Source organism: Ruegeria atlantica, from assembly GCF_947495585.1.
Taxonomy (GTDB): domain Bacteria; phylum Pseudomonadota; class Alphaproteobacteria; order Rhodobacterales; family Rhodobacteraceae; genus Ruegeria; species Ruegeria atlantica_G.
In genome coordinates, this window is record NZ_CANLZK010000007.1 from 39,419 (window position 1) to 58,512 (window position 19,094).

The 19,094-nt window shown below is 53.0% G+C and carries 15 protein-coding genes; 5 read left to right on the forward strand and 10 right to left on the reverse strand.

Annotated elements, in window-relative coordinates; translation table 11 throughout:
- Positions 1-311: 311 nt before the first annotated feature.
- From otnC to QMP16_RS13330, 7 genes are read right to left on the reverse strand one after another with little or no spacing between them, the layout of a single operon-like run.
- A complete protein-coding gene (otnC, locus tag QMP16_RS13300) occupies positions 312-953 on the reverse strand; it encodes a 3-oxo-tetronate 4-phosphate decarboxylase (protein ID WP_282152770.1) in 642 nt (213 codons plus the stop codon).
- The gene (gene otnK, locus QMP16_RS13305) at positions 950-2,227 is read right to left on the reverse strand and encodes a 3-oxo-tetronate kinase (RefSeq protein ID WP_282152771.1); all 1,278 of its coding nucleotides are present in this window, start codon (positions 2,225-2,227) and stop codon (positions 950-952) included. The genes otnC and otnK overlap by 4 nt, the downstream gene beginning before the upstream one ends.
- Positions 2,224-3,021 (reverse strand): N-acyl homoserine lactonase family protein, encoded by a 798-nt coding sequence (locus QMP16_RS13310; RefSeq protein ID WP_282152772.1) that lies wholly within the window; start codon positions 3,019-3,021, stop codon positions 2,224-2,226. Before QMP16_RS13310 ends, otnK begins: the two co-directional genes overlap by 4 nt.
- Positions 3,018-3,305 carry a putative quinol monooxygenase gene (locus QMP16_RS13315; RefSeq protein WP_282152773.1) on the reverse strand — a complete coding sequence of 96 codons (288 nt, stop codon included), beginning with the start codon at positions 3,303-3,305 and terminating at the stop codon, positions 3,018-3,020. Before QMP16_RS13315 ends, QMP16_RS13310 begins: the two co-directional genes overlap by 4 nt.
- Positions 3,305-4,816 (reverse strand): tripartite tricarboxylate transporter permease, encoded by a 1,512-nt coding sequence (locus QMP16_RS13320; protein WP_282152774.1) that lies wholly within the window; start codon positions 4,814-4,816, stop codon positions 3,305-3,307. Before QMP16_RS13320 ends, QMP16_RS13315 begins: the two co-directional genes overlap by 1 nt.
- Before the next feature lie 4 nt (positions 4,817-4,820).
- On the reverse strand, positions 4,821-5,570 hold the full coding sequence (locus QMP16_RS13325; RefSeq protein WP_282152775.1) for a hypothetical protein: 750 nt from the start codon (positions 5,568-5,570) through the stop codon (positions 4,821-4,823).
- 57 nt (positions 5,571-5,627) lie between these two features.
- Positions 5,628-6,635 (reverse strand): Bug family tripartite tricarboxylate transporter substrate binding protein, encoded by a 1,008-nt coding sequence (locus tag QMP16_RS13330; protein ID WP_282152776.1) that lies wholly within the window; start codon positions 6,633-6,635, stop codon positions 5,628-5,630.
- A gap of 135 nt (positions 6,636-6,770) precedes the next feature.
- Between QMP16_RS13330 and QMP16_RS13335 the strand changes: the two genes are divergently transcribed.
- From QMP16_RS13335 to QMP16_RS13345, 3 genes are read left to right on the forward strand one after another with little or no spacing between them, the layout of a single operon-like run.
- Complete coding sequence (locus QMP16_RS13335; RefSeq protein WP_282121324.1) at positions 6,771-7,859, forward strand: isocitrate/isopropylmalate dehydrogenase family protein; 1,089 nt, start codon at positions 6,771-6,773, stop codon at positions 7,857-7,859.
- Complete coding sequence (locus QMP16_RS13340; protein WP_282152777.1) at positions 7,856-8,887, forward strand: Gfo/Idh/MocA family protein; 1,032 nt, start codon at positions 7,856-7,858, stop codon at positions 8,885-8,887. Before QMP16_RS13335 ends, QMP16_RS13340 begins: the two co-directional genes overlap by 4 nt.
- Positions 8,884-9,561: a GntR family transcriptional regulator gene (locus QMP16_RS13345; protein WP_282152778.1), complete on the forward strand. Its 678-nt coding sequence runs from the start codon at positions 8,884-8,886 to the stop codon at positions 9,559-9,561. Before QMP16_RS13340 ends, QMP16_RS13345 begins: the two co-directional genes overlap by 4 nt.
- 333 nt (positions 9,562-9,894) lie before the next feature.
- Here the strand turns inward: QMP16_RS13345 and QMP16_RS13350 are convergent, their stop codons facing one another.
- Positions 9,895-11,574, reverse strand: coding sequence for a BCCT family transporter (locus QMP16_RS13350; RefSeq protein ID WP_282121420.1), 1,680 nt, complete (start codon positions 11,572-11,574; stop codon positions 9,895-9,897).
- A gap of 366 nt (positions 11,575-11,940) precedes the next feature.
- Between QMP16_RS13350 and QMP16_RS13355 the strand changes: the two genes are divergently transcribed.
- Entirely contained in the window at positions 11,941-12,873 is a 933-nt protein-coding gene (locus QMP16_RS13355; RefSeq protein WP_282152779.1) for a LysR family transcriptional regulator, read from the forward strand.
- A 146-nt stretch (positions 12,874-13,019) separates the two neighbouring features.
- Here the strand turns inward: QMP16_RS13355 and QMP16_RS13360 are convergent, their stop codons facing one another.
- The gene (locus QMP16_RS13360) at positions 13,020-14,777 is read right to left on the reverse strand and encodes an adenylate/guanylate cyclase domain-containing protein (protein WP_282152780.1); all 1,758 of its coding nucleotides are present in this window, start codon (positions 14,775-14,777) and stop codon (positions 13,020-13,022) included.
- A 324-nt stretch (positions 14,778-15,101) separates the two neighbouring features.
- Positions 15,102-16,070, reverse strand: a complete 969-nt coding sequence (locus QMP16_RS13365; protein WP_282152781.1) for an SMP-30/gluconolactonase/LRE family protein — start codon at positions 16,068-16,070, stop codon at positions 15,102-15,104.
- A 559-nt stretch (positions 16,071-16,629) separates the two neighbouring features.
- On the opposite strand from QMP16_RS13365, the gene QMP16_RS13370 reads away from it, so the two are divergent.
- Positions 16,630-19,002, forward strand: coding sequence for an autotransporter domain-containing protein (locus QMP16_RS13370; protein ID WP_282152782.1), 2,373 nt, complete (start codon positions 16,630-16,632; stop codon positions 19,000-19,002).
- Positions 19,003-19,094: the final 92 nt, after the last annotated feature.

The following is a 19,094-nucleotide window of genomic DNA, read 5'->3' on the forward strand; positions in this document are numbered from 1 at the left end:
CTTGACGGCTCTTCTTATGTCCGCTTCTTCGGAAAGTGGTATTTAATCTAGCGGTGACATTTATCGCGAGTCCTGGAATTCCGTCAAATTCTCCTAAACAAACGGTTGGGGTCGTTCGCGAATGTTTAAGGGCGTCGCGAACGATTATGGGTGATCCTACAAAATCTGTAGGGACGCACATAACGCTGCGCTTCTGCTATTGATTTCAATCATTAAATTCAGGTGTTCTTGCCCATAACATTGCGTGGTATTTGCGCATATTTTTGCACGATTTACCCAAAAGTTTGCACTCTCCCCCTATCGGTGTCCAACTACATCCTTCCGAAAGTCTCTTTGAGTTCAGCGACTTGTTCTGAATCCAACATCCGGGTTGGCATACCCCGCAGTGCCACGAACAGCTTGGCTGTTTCTTCCAACTCTTCCGCTGCACAGACCGCTGAAAAGAGATTCTTTCCTGATACGACGGGACCGTGATTAGCCAGCAGAACAGCACTATACTTGCCGCCCAGTTCGCGGATCAAATCACCGGATTTTAGATCACCCGGCTTAACGTATCGAACCAGTTTAACCGTGCCTACTCGCATGACCACGTATGGTGTAAGCGGCGGAATACAGTCATTGGGATCGGTGTCTTCCAGACACGACAGTGCGGTGGCCCAGGTCGAATGCAGATGCACCACTGCACCAGCTTCCGGCCGCGTCTCATAGAAGGCTTGGTGCAGAAAGACCTCCTTGGTCGGCTTGTCTCCGGAAACGTGGTTGCCATCCAAATCAATCTTGGCAATTCGCTCGGGGTCAACATTGCCCAAAGTCGAATTCGTTGGCGTCATGAGAATCCCGTCCGGTAAACGCGCAGAGACATTGCCCGCAGTGCCAACGGAAAAGCCACGCACAAACAGCGAGGCACACAGCTCCGACATCTGTTGCCGCAGCGCCATTTCTTCAGAGCTCATTTGCCCGACTCCATCATTCTCAGCGCTTTCGCGAAAAAATCCGGAGCGCCAAAGTTTCCGGATTTCAAAGCCATCGCAATGGGTTCAGTTTTTCCAACGCTCAGGACAGGTACGCCCGGGTCAATCTCTGTCCCAATTGACATGGCCGGTGACCCCAGTGCCTCAGAGACAGCCTGGGCGACAGCTCCCGACGTCTCTCCTCCGGCCACGACAAGGCGCTCATAACCCGTTTGGACAAGTTCCCGTGCAGTTTCTGCAAAGAGATTATCCAGCCTGTTCGCTACAGCTTCCTGACCAAATTGATTTTGGATCGCTCGCACATCATCCGGACTTCCCGATGAATATGCGAGCGGCGCCTGACCCGGATGCGCTTTAAAGAAATCCAGAAGCGTTTGCGTGGTCACATCCCCGGACATGACACCCGGAACATCAATGGCGAAGGTTGGATGGGATTTCGCATGAACATCGATCTGCCCGCGGGTCGCACCTGAACAAGAACCCGCAAGGATCGCGGCAGGCCCTGCGATACCAGTGAACGCACTGCCAGCACTTTTGGATGAAGTCTCTCTCAGCAAGTTTCTTGGTAGACCCAGCGCTATACCCGATCCCCCAGTAATGAGCTTGGCATCCTTTAGAGCTTCGCCCCAGGCCAACAAATCTTCATCCGAAATCGCATCGCCGATCACAAATCGTTCGTCGGCTTTCTGCAAAGCATCAGCAATCGCCTTTGAACCTTGCTTCACAGTGTCAATTGGCACCAACCCAACCACTTCGTCGGTTTGATGCTGCAACCATCGCCTGATATTGGCATCCGTCATCGGAGTAAGAGGGTGATTTTCCATCCCAGACTCGTGCAACAGCTTACCAAGCACAAAGAGATGACCGTAATAGATAGTACGCCCCGTTGTCGGAAAGACCGGACAGAAAATCACTTTTTCCGCGCCCAGTTCGTTGGCCAGCGCTTCCGCAACGGGACCGATGTTTCCCGCCGTCGTGGAATCAAAGGTCGAACAATATTTGAAGATGAACTGCTGGCATCCTTGGTCCACGAGCCACCGCAAGGCACTCAGACTGTCTGCAACAGCTTCCTCGACCGGTGCAGTGCGGCTCTTGAGCGATACGACACCCGCTTCGATCTCCTCGCCGGCTGGGAGATCCGGAATACCTGGAAACTGCGCGGTTCTTAATCCACCTTCAGGCTCAACGCCCTTTGCCAAGGTGTTCGCGATATCACTCGCACCGGTAAAGTCGTCCGCTATGACGCCGATTTTCATAATTTGATGTCCCTGGTTGGCCCGAAATCCAACCTATGGATATGCGGTGCCGCACCGACGGGATAAACCTCACGCACAAGTGGATCATGGCCGGGCACGATAAGTCGAGGATGCGAGGCCAGCCTCTCGAGCGTCTTAAATCCATCCATCATGTCCTGCAGGTCGACGACTATGGGAAAGGCTTTGCGCGCCATAAAATTCTCATAGTAATGCGAGGCATCAGAGGCGAGTACCATCCACCCGGCTGCCGTTCTCACGCGAACGCATTGCAACCCGCGCGAATGCCCACCGATGCAGTGCACCGTGATCCCATCTGCAATCTCGGCATCTCCATCGTAGAACACGACCTTGCCTGAATAGAGACGCTTTATGACCTCGCAAATATGGCCCGCCGTGAAAGGTGCGCGCAGATGGTCGTGGCACATGCAGGGGCCTGTGGCGAAGGCCATCTCCGCCGATTGCATATGCAACTTCGCGTTCGGGAACATATGCAGCCCCCCCGCGTGATCATAATGAAGATGGGTCACGATAACCTCGGTTACCGCTTCCGGCGAAATGCCTAAGGGCCGCAGAGCCTCGCGAGGATCCATCGCGATAGGACGACCACGGGCGGCGGCCTCTTCGGTATCGTAACCAGTATCCACCAAAATGACTTTGTTGCCCCGTTTGAGCACCCAAACGAAATAATCCATCGCATGAGGCGCGTCGTGATTATCATCGATGATGAAACTATCAGCTCGCGTCCGGGCGTTGCGATCCGCGTATTTCACGGCATGGATTTCCCAATCGTTCATCGGATGACCTCGGAATACTGGTGAACCACCTTGGTGGCGATCATATCAGCCACAGCCGTATCGAAGGACCGAAAATGCGCACTTTCTAGGTGTACAGAGAAGGCCGCGCTGTCATCATAAACCTCATAGAGAAAAACTGCCTCGGGATCGTCGCCGAGGCAAACGTCAAACTGCTGGCATCCGGCTTCGTCACGCAAAGAGGTTGAAGCGTTTGCGACCATCAGCGGTAAAAAAGTGTCTCTCGTACCGGGTTTGAGAGTGAAAGTGACAGTGACTACAAACATCAGACAGAAAGTCCTTTCTGACGTGAGAAAGCGCGCTTTGCAACGGGCAGCTGGCTGAGGATCAGACCAATGTTGAGCACCAGCAGAATGGCCGCACCGGGTCGTGAAAAGAAGACCGAAAGATCCCCGTCCGACAAGAACAGCGACCGGCGGAAGGTTTCGTCAAACAGGCTGCCCAGAATAACCCCGATAACCAATGGCGCGATCGGGTACTTCATCAGGTTCATGAAATAGGCAACGGTGCCGACGCCAAGCATCAGGTAAAGATCATTGATGCCACCACCGACGCTGAAAGACCCGATTGTTGTCAGAACCATAACGACGGGCAAGAAGATAGTCTGCGGGATGGCGAGTATTCTGATGAAAACCCGAGCAGTGAACAGGCCCATAAGGAACATTGTCAGGGAGGCCAACACAAGTATTGCAACCACGCGCAGAATGATCTCGGGGTCTATCGTCGGACCTGGGATCACGTTGTTGATCTTGAAAGCCCCCATCAAAGCCGCGGCGGGTGGTGAACCGGGAATGCCCAACACCAAAAGCGGGATTAGCGCGCCCCCAATGCAGGCATTGTTTGCTGTTTCAGAGCACAGCAGACCTTCCAATGACCCTTTTCCAAACTTGTCGCCCTCGGCAGATAAGGTCTTGCCGACACCGTAACTGACCCAACCGGCGACATCTTCGCCCACGCCGGGAAGCGCTCCTACCCCGGTCCCAATCACTCCTGACCGGCCAATGGTGGGCAGGTATCGTCGGATGGAGCGTAGGTTCGGAAGGATGCGACCTTTCAGGGCCAGAACTTTCCCGGCCTCAACGTGCCTTAAACCGTCGATGATTTGGGGAATGGCGAAGGCCCCCATCAAAACTGGCACGACCTGAAACCCGCTCATCAAGTAAGACCAGCCGAAGGTATAGCGCGGCTCAGACAACAAAGGGTCGAGTCCCACCATGGACATCGCAAGCCCGATCAAACCAGCGATCCATCCCTTAATCACCAGGTCTTCGCTCATCAAAGTGCCAGAAAGCAGAATGCCGAAAAGGGCCAGCAACGCTTTCTCCGGGCTTGCGATGTTCTTTGAAACCAAAAGCAGCGCCCACACGAAAATCAAAAGCGTGATGGTCCCGATAACTGTGCCAATGAAACTGGCCGTTGTGGTCAGCCCTAGTGCTTCGCCCCCTCGACCCGCTTTGGCCAGAGGGTATCCATCCATGGCTGTCGCCGCGCTGGCCGCCGTGCCCGGAATGTTCAGCAGGATTGACGGATAAGAGCCACCGTAAATCGCGCCGACATAGGCCCCGAGCAAAGCGATAAGCGAATAGTCCAATGGGATCTTGTTGCCGAAGAAACCCGTCAGGATCGTCACTGCCAGCGTTGCGGTCAGGCCGGGCAATGCGCCGAATGTGATGCCCAGGAACACGGATGCGATCAAATACAGATAGGTCAGCGGGTCTACTGCCAGGCCCACGAATGCGGTCCCAAATCCAGCCAGTTGCGAAAGGATAAAGTCCATCCGGTCAATCTTTCCATAGCGGACGAAGCGTCGCGTAGTAGTGGTATTCGATTTGCTCGAAGATCAGCCCGCCGCGCGCGGGCACGTTCTGTCGGAAAACAAAGGCCATCGCGCAAACCAGAATGAACGGGGCAAGTACTGCCACCAACGGAACGAATCGCAAAACGCGTTCGGAAACCGCCTTGCTCAACACCACAAGTGTGAGCGAGACCCATAAGGCCAGTGTAAACCAATCATCACTGTGTGCGTTCCAGTCCGCCTGCGCGGGAAATACAGCAAACGCAAATAGCCCGGCAGAGACAACCGCGCTACAGGCCACCAAAGCACGCCGCGCATGACCCCCGTAGTAGCCGTAAGTCAGAGCTGTAATCAGCAACCCAGAACACAGAATGAAGTCCACTCTGGGAACCAGTCCGACGACATATGCAAGAAGGATCAGGCCTATTGTAGAAGCTCGATAGGCTTCCGACTTATCCCATCCGATGCCCAAGGCACTGAGCGCGTTTTGGGCCCCACCTGAGCGGATTGAAATAGCCAGCAAAACGAAGGACAAGCTAAGCAATCCACCGAAGATGAACAGCGGTACAATTGCAGCCGAGTTGTACCAATCCGATCCACTTACACCTGCGCGGTTTTCGCCCCAAAGTGGAATGTCCGATGTCTTCCAAAGAAAAAAGACGGACACTGTAATAAGAACAATTGCTGCCCAAAAGTCGCGCGACCGCATGACCAGTGTTTCGTCAGGTTTGTCCATTGCCTGCCTCCTGAGGGAAAGGGCGCGATCAAGCGCGCCCCTTCAAAATTGATCGGATTAGGGCTGCTCGATACCCAGCGAGGCCGGATCCACTGTGGCAGCGCCAAGGTCCTGCAAGGTGTAGGCAAAAGTAGCCTCGAGGTTCGCAAACAGTTCTTGAGCTTCTTCACCGTGTTGACCACCGACATCATAGTTGTTTGCAGAGGCCCATTCGGCGACGGTGTCGGAGGCAATAGCTTGCTCGAAGGCATCACCAAGCGCGGCCTTTACATCGTCCCCGGCTGAACTGTGAACTGCAAACCCGATGGCCTGTTTGAGCGGCAAATACTGATCAAGACCGTCATAGATGCCAAAGGCAGAAGGCACTGTTGCCCCTGCAATCTGCGCATCTTCGGGCGCCAGCATCGCGAGCGGCTTCAACTGACCGCCTTCGATCAGCGGAGCTTGTTCAGCCAGTGAGGTCACAACCAACGCAACTTCACCCGCTATCGCTGCTTCCTGACCTGGCGCCGAGCCTTTGTAGGGAACAAACTTGAATTCTGCGCCGGACCCTTTTTCGATGGCCAGAAGGTTCAAGTGGTGGATTGAACCTGCGCCGGAAGCCGCCGCGGGAATAGTGCCAGGAGCGGCTTTCGCAGCGTCGACCAGTTCTTCCAGCGTATTGTAAGGGCTGTCCGCCGGGACCGAGATCAGATCAGGTGATCCGCCAACAATGAACGGATACCAAAAATCAAATTTCTTATCCCAACCACCCTGCACAGCAGCGGTGACGTTCGACTCTGACAAACCAACCAATGTATAGCCATCGTCTGGTTGGTTCATGACGTAAACCATACCATTGGAGCCTGCGACACCACCTGTTTGATTGATCACATTGATCGAGACCGGAAGGTGTTTTTCCATCTCGGCCATGATCATCCGGTTGATCGTATCCGTACCTCCTCCGGCCCCCCAGACCACAGCTGTGGTGATATCACGATAGGGATAATCCTGCGCAGCAGCTGCCCCTGTAATCCCGGTCGCCATCACGGCTGCGGCCGCCAACCGCCCTAGCTTTAGTTTCATTTCCAAGTCCTCCCAAACATCTTTGCGTTTATTATTGCATTTATTTGTGTATACATTAAAGAATGCATTGTCAACGTACTGTAGTGGAAGCTGCTATCGCGCTATGAATGCGAAACGGGAAGGAAACGGGCCAAGATGAAAAAAATGTACGATGTTGCGGTGTTCCACGGGGACGGGATCGGCCCGGAAATTATGGCCCCTACGCTTGAAATCCTGCGCCAGCTCTCGGGCAACAGTCCCAGCTACGAGCTGGCGTTTACAGACGCGCCGGCAGGCGCAGGCCACTACGCCAAAACAGGAGAATCGTTTCCGACTGGATCACTCGAAACTGCACGCAATGCTGACGCAATTCTGCTGTCTGCAATGGGCTTGCCGGATGTTCGATATCCTGACGGAACCGAGATTTCACCGCAGATTGATCTGCGAAAGCAACTGGGACTTTTTGCTGGTGTGCGGCCAGTAAAGGTAAGCAGCGGACAAATGACCCCTTTGTCGCTCCCCAGTGGAAAAGAGATCGACTTTGTCTTGATACGCGAAAGCACAGAAGGGCTGTTCTTCACCCAAGGCGCTGGCGAAGTTACCGATGACGAAGCACGTGAAACTCTGCTGATCACTCGTGAGGTGTCCGAAAAACTGTTCCGGTTCGCGTTTGAACTCGCCCAGAACCGCAAAAGAACCGGGCGCGGTCGGGGTCGAGTTACATGTGTCGACAAAGCCAATGTATTCCGCGCCTTTGCGTTCTTCAGATCGATGTTTGATGCAGAAGCCGCCCACCATCCCGAATTACAAGCAGACCATGCTTATGTTGATGCTACCGCTCTGTGGATGGTCCAGAAGCCTTGGGAATTTGATGTCTTGGTGACTGAGAACATGTTCGGAGACATCCTCTCAGACCTTGGTGCGGGTCTCATGGGTGGTCTTGGACTGGCTCCGTCAGCGGATATCGGGTTGAACCACGCTGTATTCCAACCCTGCCACGGCTCCGCTCCGGACATTGCTGGACAGGGTATTGCCAACCCGTTTGCGATGATCCTGTCCGCAGCAATGATGCTTGAATGGTTGGGGTTCACCCATGATCATCCAGACCTGTCCAGCGACGGCGAACGATTGCGTGAAGCCGTGGAAAAGGTGACGGCGAACGGACAGAACTTGACCCGTGACCTAGGTGGTACCGCCGGAACGCAGGATGCAGCCGCGTCGGTATCTGAAGCATTGCGGGCATGAATACTCAACAAGCCATCAGGGTTGCGTGTGTTGGAGCGGGATACTTCAGCAAATTCCACTACGAAAGCTGGTCCCGAATGCCCGGAGCGGTTCCGATTGCATCCTGCAACCGTGATATCAACAAGGCGAAAGAAACAGGACTGGCCGCTTACGATGATCTGTCAAAAATGCTGGAGACGGAAAAACCAGATCTCGTGGACATCATCCTTCCACCTGTGGCGCAGGCCGACGCCATTCGAACTGCGCTGCATTCGGGCATAAAATGGCTGATCTGCCAAAAACCTTTCTGCATGTCTCTGGATGAAGCGGAGAAAATCGCCTCCGAGGCTGAAGCGGTAGGCGCAACGATTGTTGTACACGAGAACTTCCGCTTCCAGCCTTGGTATCGCGCAATCAAAGAGGCTATGACCGAGGGTCGAATTGGAACACCTCTACAAGCGACTTTCCGGCTTCGGCCCGGCGACGGACAGGGACCACGAGCCTACCTTGACCGGCAGCCGTACTTTCAGGACATGCAACGTTTCCTTGTTCACGAAACAGCGGTTCACTGGGTAGACACGTTCAAGTTTCTATTCGATGCGCCCAGCGCAGTTTATGCGGACTTGCGCCAAGTTAACCCCGTTATCGCGGGCGAGGACGCAGGTTACATCCTGTTTGACCACGCCAACGGTTTAAGAGCTCTGTTCGATGGCAACAGATGCCTTGACCACAGCGCCGAAAACCTGCGTCAGACCATGGGCGAAGCGCTCATCGAAGGAACGGAAGGATCACTAGTTCTTAACGGCGACGGTTCAGTAGAACTACGTTTTTTTGGAAAACAGGAGCGACAGCAGATTCTACCTCCCAGCGATCATGATGGGTTTGGAGGAGACTGCGTCCACGCCTTGCAAAGTCACGTCGTTTCAGGCCTTCTAAGAGGCACGCCGTTGGAGAACACGGCTCGAGACTATTTGGACGTGATCCGCATCGAAGAGAACATCTATCTCTCGGCCGCGGAGGGACGAAAGATCAACCTGGAGACGCCGTGAAGGATCAGGACAACAGAACTCTTTCCAATACGCAACGCGCTGTTAGGGATTTGCGAAAGATGATCCTGTCCGGCGAACTTGCAGCCGGGACTGACCACCTGGAGTCGGAACTCGCTGAAACTCTGGGTATGTCGCGCACCCCGATACGGGAAGCTGCGCTGATGTTGGAAAGTAAGGGATTGCTGGAAATGCGGCCCCGCAAAGGTGTACGGATACTGCCCGTTTCATCAGACGATATGCGTGAAATTTACGACATACTAACGGAACTTGAGAGTCTCGCAGCACAGCGCGCCGCCGAAGCGGGTTATTCAGAAGATGAACTGGCGGTACTTGCCGGATCAATTGCAAAGATGGACCAAGCCATCGAAGCCGAAGACCTTGAAGCCTGGGCCGAGGCCGACGAGTTGTTTCACCAGGAGCTTGTTCGGTTGGGCGGCAACAAACGGGTCGAAGCGATTGTCGCCATGATGAGCGACCAGGTACGTCGCGCGCGCGCAACGACGTTGTTCATCAGGCCCCTGCCCGTCAAATCCAATGACGATCACCGGGTTGTTTTCCAAGCGATTAGCAAAGGTCGTCCGGATGTCGCCCGTGAACGTCATCGAGAACACAGACTGCAAGCGCAGGCTATGCTTTGCGGGATACTAGAGAAACATCGCCTTAACAGCCTTTGATCTACTTGGACGGTTTTTTGAAAGTTCAATTAATCACGACGACCACCGGCGAAATTGCTGCTTTCTGGCCCGTTGCAGCCATTTGGCAAAATTCACTGAAGATCTTGGCTTTGGGGTTGCCGATTGCACAGCTCGATGTGAGTTATCCTAATTCCCAGAAAGTTCAGTGTTTTGTCCCGAAACGCTCAAGCTTCTGCGATCATAGTGCCCCAGCTGGAAAAGCCACCTTCTGTCTCACAGATATGATCGCATAGCAAATTTCAAAATGGATAAGGGGGTCGTGGAAATTGAGGCCCCAGATGTTAACCAGGGCCTCATAACTTTCTGCGATGCCTATTCAGCTGGCATCGTCGAGGTTTCCGGATCAATTGTTGAAGCAACGCCTGCGGCCTCGCGCCGACCATCATTCCAGATTGCCTTGATCAAAGCGATGCACATAAGAGCCATCACAATCGAGAACGGCAATGCCCCAATCACCATTGCAGTCTGAATGGCACCGGTGCCGCCTGAAATCAGCAACCCTCCAACAACCAGAGCCAGTGCAGCACCCCAGAACATGATGTGCGGGCGTGCCTTGGGACCTTCGTCGCCTGCAGCGTTGATCGTATTCACAATCAAAACGGCAGAGTCAGCCGAGGTGACCAAGAAGGTCATCAGTAGAACAACGATGACCACCGCCATAGCCCAAGCCAGCGCTTGAGCAATCGGAGCCAGCATGAATTCTGTCATGGCAAAGATTTTGTCGCCATTCGCTGCATCCAGGATCACGCCGTTCGCATTGCCATTCAATTCCAGATCAATCGCTGTGCCACCGGCCCATGCAAACCAGACAAAACACATCAGAGAAGGAACGATCATTGCACCCAACACAAACTCTCGGATCGTACGACCACGAGAGATGCGGGCCAGGAACAGTCCAACGAAAGGTGCGAACGCAATCCACCAGGCCCAGTAGAACACTGGCCACCAGCCTTGCCATTGGGCAAGCAGGAAGGATTCCGATCCTTCGACGCCATCAGATGCATAAACGTTGAAGCTCAGCCACGGCAGAGCGACCAGATAGTCCCAAATCCCGACGAAGAAAGCACTTGCGCCAAAGAACGTGGCACCGAAGATGATGAAGAAGCCCAGCAGGAAGATCGACAACACCATATTGATGTTCGACAGCCATTTGATGCCTTTGCCAACACCGGACAACGCCGACAATGTCGAGGCCCCCATGATGACCAAAAGCGCAACAATGATCCCAAGCGTCGTCGCCGAGCCATCAGCATGTGCCAACCCGCCAATACCGATCCGCGTCAGGCCCGCAACGAACTGTTCAACCCCGAAACCCAGAGTTTGAGCAACGCCGAGGATCGTGGCAACAACAGCCACAATATCGATTAGATGACCTAGGTTACCGGACAGCGCCTTGCCAAACAGCGGCGTTAGCGATGATCGGATCGTCAATGGCAGCCCGCGGCGATAGCTGAAGAACGCCAGCGCGAGGCCTGCAATGGCGTAACATGCCCAAGCACCGAGGCCCCAATGGAGATAGGACCAGACGTAAGCGGTACGAACATTATCCGCCTCGAGGGCGGTTGTGACGCCTTGAATGACTGATGGGTTATTCTTGAAATGCGCGACAGGTTCCGCAACGGCCCATGTCAGCATTCCGACCCCGATCCCGGCGCCAAACATCATCGAAAACCATGAGAAGTTCGAGAATTCGGGCTTTTCACCTTTCACACCCAGGTTTAGCCGCCCTGCTGTGGGCCAGATTGCCAGCCCAATACAAACGATGACAAAAGCTGTTACGACCCAGATGTACCAAGCGGCAAATTGAGCCAGAATGGCCGCGTTCCAATCGCCCAAGACCCTGCCAGCTTGTGTAGGCCACACAATACACCAAACCACCAACAAACTGATTATGATCTTACTGATTACCGTCACGTTGACGCTGAACCCCCGATAAAAACCGTTGTCAGCGGTTTTGATCGGAAGTTCCGATAGTGGAGGCTTAACTGCCATATTCATTTTCTCCCTATTGCTGATCAAGCAGATTGCAAGATCAGATTGCTCTGCCATGAATGTCCATGCTGCGCTTGGAGCAGCCACAATCCGTGTCGCCCAACCGAAGCCAAAGAAAAGCGGCGAATTAGGTTCTGCATGCACAGTCTGTTAAATGGCAATCGCCCCACCGTGCAGACGAGACACCCCATCCAAAGGTGCAGTCAGTAACCCTACCCACCTGCATTGCCATTGCAGGCTGAACTGTCCGGTTGCGTCTGCGGTCTGTCATAACTCGGTCCCATGTTTTTCTAACCGGGTCGGAAAATCACCCTTTGACAAAGTTTTTGGTACATATTCGAGTGGTTTTGCAGTAGCTCAGTAATTATGAGTGACATTAATCATGCTAATATCAACCTCAGCCGTAACCTTGTTGCGCTCTATGCGTTTGAGACGGTCGCAAAACACGGGAACTTCACAAGTGCTGGAGAAGCGCTTGGCTTGACCCAATCCTCGATCTCTCAACGGATCAAAGGCTTGGAGATCGATCTGGGCGTAGTACTTTTCAAAAGAGAACACCGAGGCGTTTCGCTAACGTATGAAGGGCTCAGGCTTCTCAACGTGGTCAAACCTGCGATGACACAAATGGGCTATGCGGTTGGTTCATTACTGGAACGTAAATCCAAACCACGGGTTCGGATTTCAGCCGACTTCGCTTTCTCTACGTTCTGGCTTTTGCCACGCCTGGCTTACCTGCGCGAAGAATTGGGGGATGAGATTGAAATTCAAATTCTGGCATCTACTGTGCCTCCTGGCGTGGACGACCCGGATTGCGATATACAGATCCATGTTGCACCCAGGAGTCAGATCAAACCTGGTGAAATTCTATTGTTGGAAGAAATCGTCGCGGCAGTTTGCAGCCCCCAGCTATTAGAAAAGATAACACCAATTCGATCTTCGACAGACCTACTGGATGTTCAACTTCTAAGTTTGTCAAAACCCGCCACCGCCGAGTGGCAAACCTGGCAGGGATGGTTTGATAACCTGGGCATTACAGGCGAAAGAAAGAAAAACTACATCAGCTTTAACAACTACGACATGGTCACACAGGCTGCTTTGGCAGGAGATGGCGTCGCGTTGGGTTGGATCGGCCTAATTGATGACTTGCTCAACAATAGTTCGCTTGTGAAAGTCACAAATGACGTAGTCATAAGCGACGCTGGCTACGTCATGTCGCGGGACCCGGCCAATTTGGGTCGCGGTCCTCGCATGGTTTTCGACTGGATCGCGGATCAGGTTTTCTCATCGCCTTCGGCATAGTGCCCTGCATCGGCAGTGAAATCACATCTATCTTAGTCGATACTGTGCCTGATCCAAGTTTCCGATTTACATATGAAAGCGCCGCGCAAATTCGTGGCAGCCTAAGCAATCTTCTGATCGCTGCAACTCAATGCAATACTGCGACGTTATTCTGGTAGACCCGCCTTTAGCATAGCATCCGCCCAGAACTTGCGCAGGGCGTCAGTCTTGTAGACGGTGTGGCCGGTATAGGTTTGAACTGAAAATTGCGGATCGATTGAAAGAATGGCCTCTACCGCTTTTCTAGCGTTTTCCGTGTCATCAAAATCAGCATGGATCGCGGCCAAACGGACTTGGCATAACAATGTGCCAGGCAGGCGGGTTTCCAAGTGCCGGTAAACCGTTCTTGCCTGCTCCAGCTGCCCTAACCCGCGATAGGCATCCCCCAAATGGCTGAAATACCAGTCTGGGCTATAGGGCGACAGCCGAATAGCCTTTCGCATGCTGTTCAGGCTTTCCTCAAATTCACCACAACTATTGTACGCAATTGCCAGCATGGCATGAGAAAGGGAGACACTCGGTTGCCGTTCGATAGCTTCGTTGCAGAAGGCTTTGGCTTCATCAAAACGAGATTGGTTTGTGAAAATATACCCTTGCAGCGCATAGACATCAGCTGAGACATCGTTCCTCTTTAACAATGCATCGCAAATTGACTGGGCCTCGTCAGTTGACGCCTTTGGGTCTAGATGGAACCCAAGGCGGGCACCAGCTTGCAACGCCCACCCTAGGCCCGTTTTGAATGACGAATTCTCGGGGTCAAGCTCAACAGCTTTCCGGTAAAGCTGAATCGCGGAAAGGTTCCCTTCTTTTGTAAATTTGTATTGTTCACTGATGCCACGCATCATCAAGTCCCACGCCTCAAAGTTAGGCGCTTGATCAGCCCAAAGTCTGAGCTCTTGTCCGTGTGTAAGGTTGACTGCCAATGAAACGGAGATTTCGCGTGTGATTTCATCTTGAACTGCAAAAATATCTTCAATCTGACGGTCATACCGGTCGGCCCATAAATGCGAGCCGGATTGACATTCAATAAGCTGCCCGGTGATGCGAACCCGCTGCCCCGCCTTTCGGACACTCCCTTCAAGGACGAAACGAACACCTAATTCCCGTCCGACCTGTCTTACATCGACAGACCTTCCTTTGTAGGCAAATGTCGAATTGCGCGCCATCACGATGAGACCATTGATATGCGACAAGGCAGTGATGATGTCTTCGGTAATTCCGTCCGCGAAGTATTCCTGCTCTGGGTCGCCTGACATGTTTTGAAACGGCAGGACAGCGATTGACGGTTGGTCCGGCAACTCCAACCGCTCACCCGTCAGAACTTCGTAGAACTCAGGTGACAGGCGCGCCGGGTCGAGATCGATGCTGTAGGCCCCAATCTTATGTTCGATGTTTTTTAAGTTTTGCTCGCCCAGATCCCTGAAACTGCCAGAGACCTTTCCTTTGATCTGACGGTATACATCTTCGGAAATGCAGACGCTTCCAGGTTCTGCGATTGCTTCCAATCTTGCGGCCACGTTGACGCCTTCCCCAAAAATATCGGAGCCTTCGGAAATCACATCTCCCAGATGAATACCGATCCGCAACTGAATGGGTTGCCCGTGGGGGGCGTCAGGTTCTCGGTCCTGCATAGCCCGTTGAATGGCGACAGCGCAGTCCGCCGCGTCGACCACACTTGTGAATTCGGCCAACAGACCATCGCCCATCAGCTTGACAATTCGCCCATTGGAATCGCGTATTTGGGGTTGAACCAATTCAGAAAGCAGAAGGTTTAGACGCCGAATTGTGTTTTCTTCATCGCGCCCCATGAGGCGTGAGAAGCCGACGACATCGGCTGCCAATATCGCCGCAAGTTTCCGCTTCACAGTCAGCCCTCCGCGAAAAACACGTTAGAGGTAATACCCGTCGCGGTCTACATTCGTGCCACCCCTTAACGTCTGCTGTTTTATCGCGAAGACCCTTGTTGAAGCCAATAATAATATGGCCACCAAGGCTCCGTACGGCCTGAATTCAACTTTGGGGATTCGAAATCAAAGACCGCTTTGGACTGCCTATCGGTCACTGTTACAGGGTGCAGTGAACTTCAGCAACGAGCCCATTGTAGTCACTCAAAAAAGGGCGGGCTGAGATATTAGAGCCCATTGGAGAAACCGTTTTTTTGTCGCGCAGAAGCCCTCCAGAGAGCAGCGTTATCCTCCCGCCATGCCGGCGACGTTGACATATAGGGCATACACAGAATGGCTTGCTGCCATAAAAAGCCGGCTATTGGCACGACCGCCAAAGCACAGATTGGCACATCGTTCGGGCAAAGCGATGCGACCTATTGGAGTTCCATCAGGGGCAAAGACCATGACTCCGTCCAGTTCGGCATCACCCATGCCCCAACCGCACCAGAGATTACCATCCACATCCACGCGGAATCCATCTGGTGTGCCACAACCTGCATCGATTAGCACACGCTTGTTCTGGATCGAGGCACCATCCGTGTTCACGTCATAGGCCAGTATCTTTCGAGTCGGCTCACCGCGCGATTCAACAATGTACAGCGCGGTCTCATCGGGGCTGAAGGCCAAGCCGTTTGGCCCTAGAATGTCATCGGCTACTACTCTTAGTTTTCCGGTGTCGGGGTCCAGTCGGTATACGTTCTGGCCTAACTCTGGTTCGGCGCGATGACCTTCGTAGTTGCCCAAGATGCCAAACGGTGGATCGGTGAACCAGACACTGCCGTCGGATTTGACGATCACGTCATTGGGCGAGTTGAGTCGCTTTCCGTCAAAGCTCTCGGCTAGCACAGTGATTGAGCCATCATATTCTGTACGCGTGACCCTTCGTCCACCGTGCTCGCACGTTATCAGGCGACCTTGCCTGTCCCGGGTCTGACCGTTAGCGAAATTCGAGGGCTGACGAAACGCCGATGACTGTCCGGTAACCTCGTCCCAGCGCACGATCCGGTTATTCGGAATATCACTCCATAGCAGATATCGCCCGTCACCGAACCACACTGGCCCTTCACACCAACGACAACCAGTTGCCAATCGTTCGACGCCGGCCAACGGCAGCCTGTATTTATCAAAGCGCGGATCGAGCGCCATAACGGATGGGTCTGGATACCGCTGGGAGGGTTGCCAGCTGTTTTCGAAGTCATATTTGTCCGTCATAAATCATCCTCATTGTGGTGTCTGCTCAAGCTAAGTGACCGGTCTTGAATTGAACAGGGCGCGTTAATCGCCATCGGCAAAGCCCCTAAGGAAGCAAGTGCAAATCTCAGTTGCGATCATCGCGGCTATTCGACTTGGTCTGCGTCTTCCGCCAAGCAGTCATTGAGTGTAACTCACTGAACATCGGCACCAAGTTCGGAGCGGTCGCTGAAAGGATGGAAATGAGAAATTTACATTTCGGTAGGAAAACCCCACCAAGTTTTACTAGCAAGCTGCCGGGGATCAGCAACATTGCTGAAACTTGGGTGGGGCGGAGTGTTGGTGGTGCAACACTTGATAACTAAGTAGGTCAAAATATTCAGGAGGCAAAACAACTACTGCGAACTAGTTGACAACCATTGCACACCTGAACCTCCAAATGAGACATGCGATGTGATTTATCGAATGGCGGCACCGAGCCCAAATCAGTCAATCGTTCAATTTCTTAAAGCACTCAAAAAAACTCGCTGTGTTTCACAATAGGGTGTACTCTCGCTAGTGAAGTTAGGGGAGCAATCGGATGGAAATAGTTGGCTCGGTATCTGCAGAACCTTACTCTCAGCGTTTAGTCTTCATTAATTTAACACTGGGAGCCCTAGCTTTTTTGCTACTGCCGGGCCACGCACAAGCTCAAAGCTCGCAAGCCTGCATAGAATTGGGTTCTCCCCGGATAGAGTATTCATCCGGATCTGAAAGCACTCGCGTTAATCAAACAATCTCAGCGACGGAACGCACGTGCCTGCCGATCCCAAACGGACCCATTACAGGACTTACAATTGGAAACTCCTCGATCACGTCCTCAGGTGAAATTGAGTTGTATGTTCCTGGCCAAAATACCGTTCCAAGCAATGCATCAGTTTTAACTCTTCTGAATGTTGATGTCGCCGCAGGCAGCGGAGACTTTGTATCCCGGGAAGCGTTGGCAACAAACATCAACGGGAAGCTCAGAGTGAACCTCATTGGAACTTCAATTGGTTCCGGCAGATCAATCACGTTCGCTCCCTTCAACGGCGCGAATATCGACCCCACTGAAGTCTACTTCCAGTCCGACCGCCCGCTAACCTATGACAACCTTACCGTTTTGGGAGCGACCGAAGTAGTTTTTGGGGCCTACTATATTCAGACTCGGGTTGCTGAGGCTTCTGATTTCACACTGACGAATAGTTCGATTTCTTCAACCAGTGACCTGGCGATAGCGGCAGGCACGACTGTTCGGCTTGATGCAGCAAGCAGTTTGAACACCGTAAACTTTGAGAATTTTGGCACTTTGGTCGGTACGGGAACCGTGAACGCATTCAACTTCACAGTTAAGAACGGGGGGGTGCTTTCGCCGGGCTTTTCAATTGGTACACTAAATAATAGTGGCGGAATCGCCTTTGAAACTGGGTCAAGGCTCTTAAGTGAAGTCGATCCGACGGCAGCGCAGAAAGCGGACTTGGTGTCATCTAGTGGGCCGGTGACAGGAATTAACAGCGCCACAATCCAAGTAGAGGCTGCTCAGCCCGGTCTGACTGCGCAAGACTATGCTGCTGGCAACAATTACACGGTTCTTCAAGCCTCGAGTATTGATGGGGACTCACCGACGCTCGTTGCAGGTGGATCTCTACCGGCTTTGTCTAATCTGACGATAGCCAATACGCCCACCGCAGATGGTACGGTCGACATTGCATTCACTGCACAACCGGCCTCAAGCTTACCGCAGAACCCGGCAGTTACCAGTTCGCCAAATGCCAGCAACCTTGCTGGAGCGGTTGCTAATACCACAAACACATCACCGGGGACGAGGCTCAGTAGTGGTTCAACAATTGGTGCCGCTGTCAACACGCTCACCAATTCAGGTCTGGCTGGGTTTAATCGCGTGCATGCGGAACCCTATTCCTCCAACCTGACTATTGGGCTTGAGCAACTAGATCTGATAACAAACACGGTTCTGAGCCATGCTGACTGCCGCAAATATCAAGCAGTTGGTTTCAACAGTCAAAACAGACCCGTTGCATCAGGTGGCATCGACACGGACCACAGCCCTAGTGGCGCAGTCGACTGCTCTGATCGGCGCTGGTGGATCGACACAGCGTATGTGAGCGGGGACGTTGATGGAAGTAACGGCCTCGGGACATTCGACTATTCGCTCGGCACGATTTTGGTCGGCGCAGATGTCTTCAGTTCGGAAAGAGGGGTCGTTGGCGTGTACGCAGGATTTGGGACGTCCTCCATGGATGAGCACGATCAAGTCGATCAGGACTTTTCGACAGACAGCTATCACGCGGGCGTCTACGGGCGTACGACAACCGGAACGTGGGAGTTCTCCGGGCTGATCGGTTACATGTTCGGTGAAACTGACGCCAAGCGGAATAACCCGTCTGTAGATGGGTTTACGGGAGGCGAGGCAAAGTCGGATTTGGACCAAGAAGGCATTCACGCAGGTATCCAGGCACGGAAGCTGTTTAACCTGGACAGTGGCGCAAGAGTTTCCACGGTTTTCGGACTAAACTACGGGCGCATCCAACAAGGCTCTGGAACAGAAACCGGAGGCGGCGATTTCAACTATTCAATTGAAAAAGCGGATGCAGAGTCTTTGGTCGCTTCTATTGGCGTCGACTATCAACGGGACTTCTTGAGTGACAATGGCGTGCTGACGCCAATTGCCTTTGCTCGCTACGAGTACGACTTTTTTGCCAACAAGGATGGTGAGCATGAAGTCACGGTTACAAGCCCGATATTTGGGACATTTACACAAGTCGGGCAAAACCGAGGAGCCAACGGCTTCGTTCTCGGGCTAGGGCTAGGGTATCAAATATCCGAGCAAGCCAGACTAACAGCAGGATACGGCTATTCGGTACGTTCAAATGGTCAAGAACATGGCCTCGGTGCAAACTTAAGCGTTCGGTTCTGATTTGGTAGTACGGTTGTTTTTCCTTTAGGCATGAAACTGGTCGACCAGCATTGTTGGAACATTTTTCAATGAGCCTTGTGGACGACGGCTTT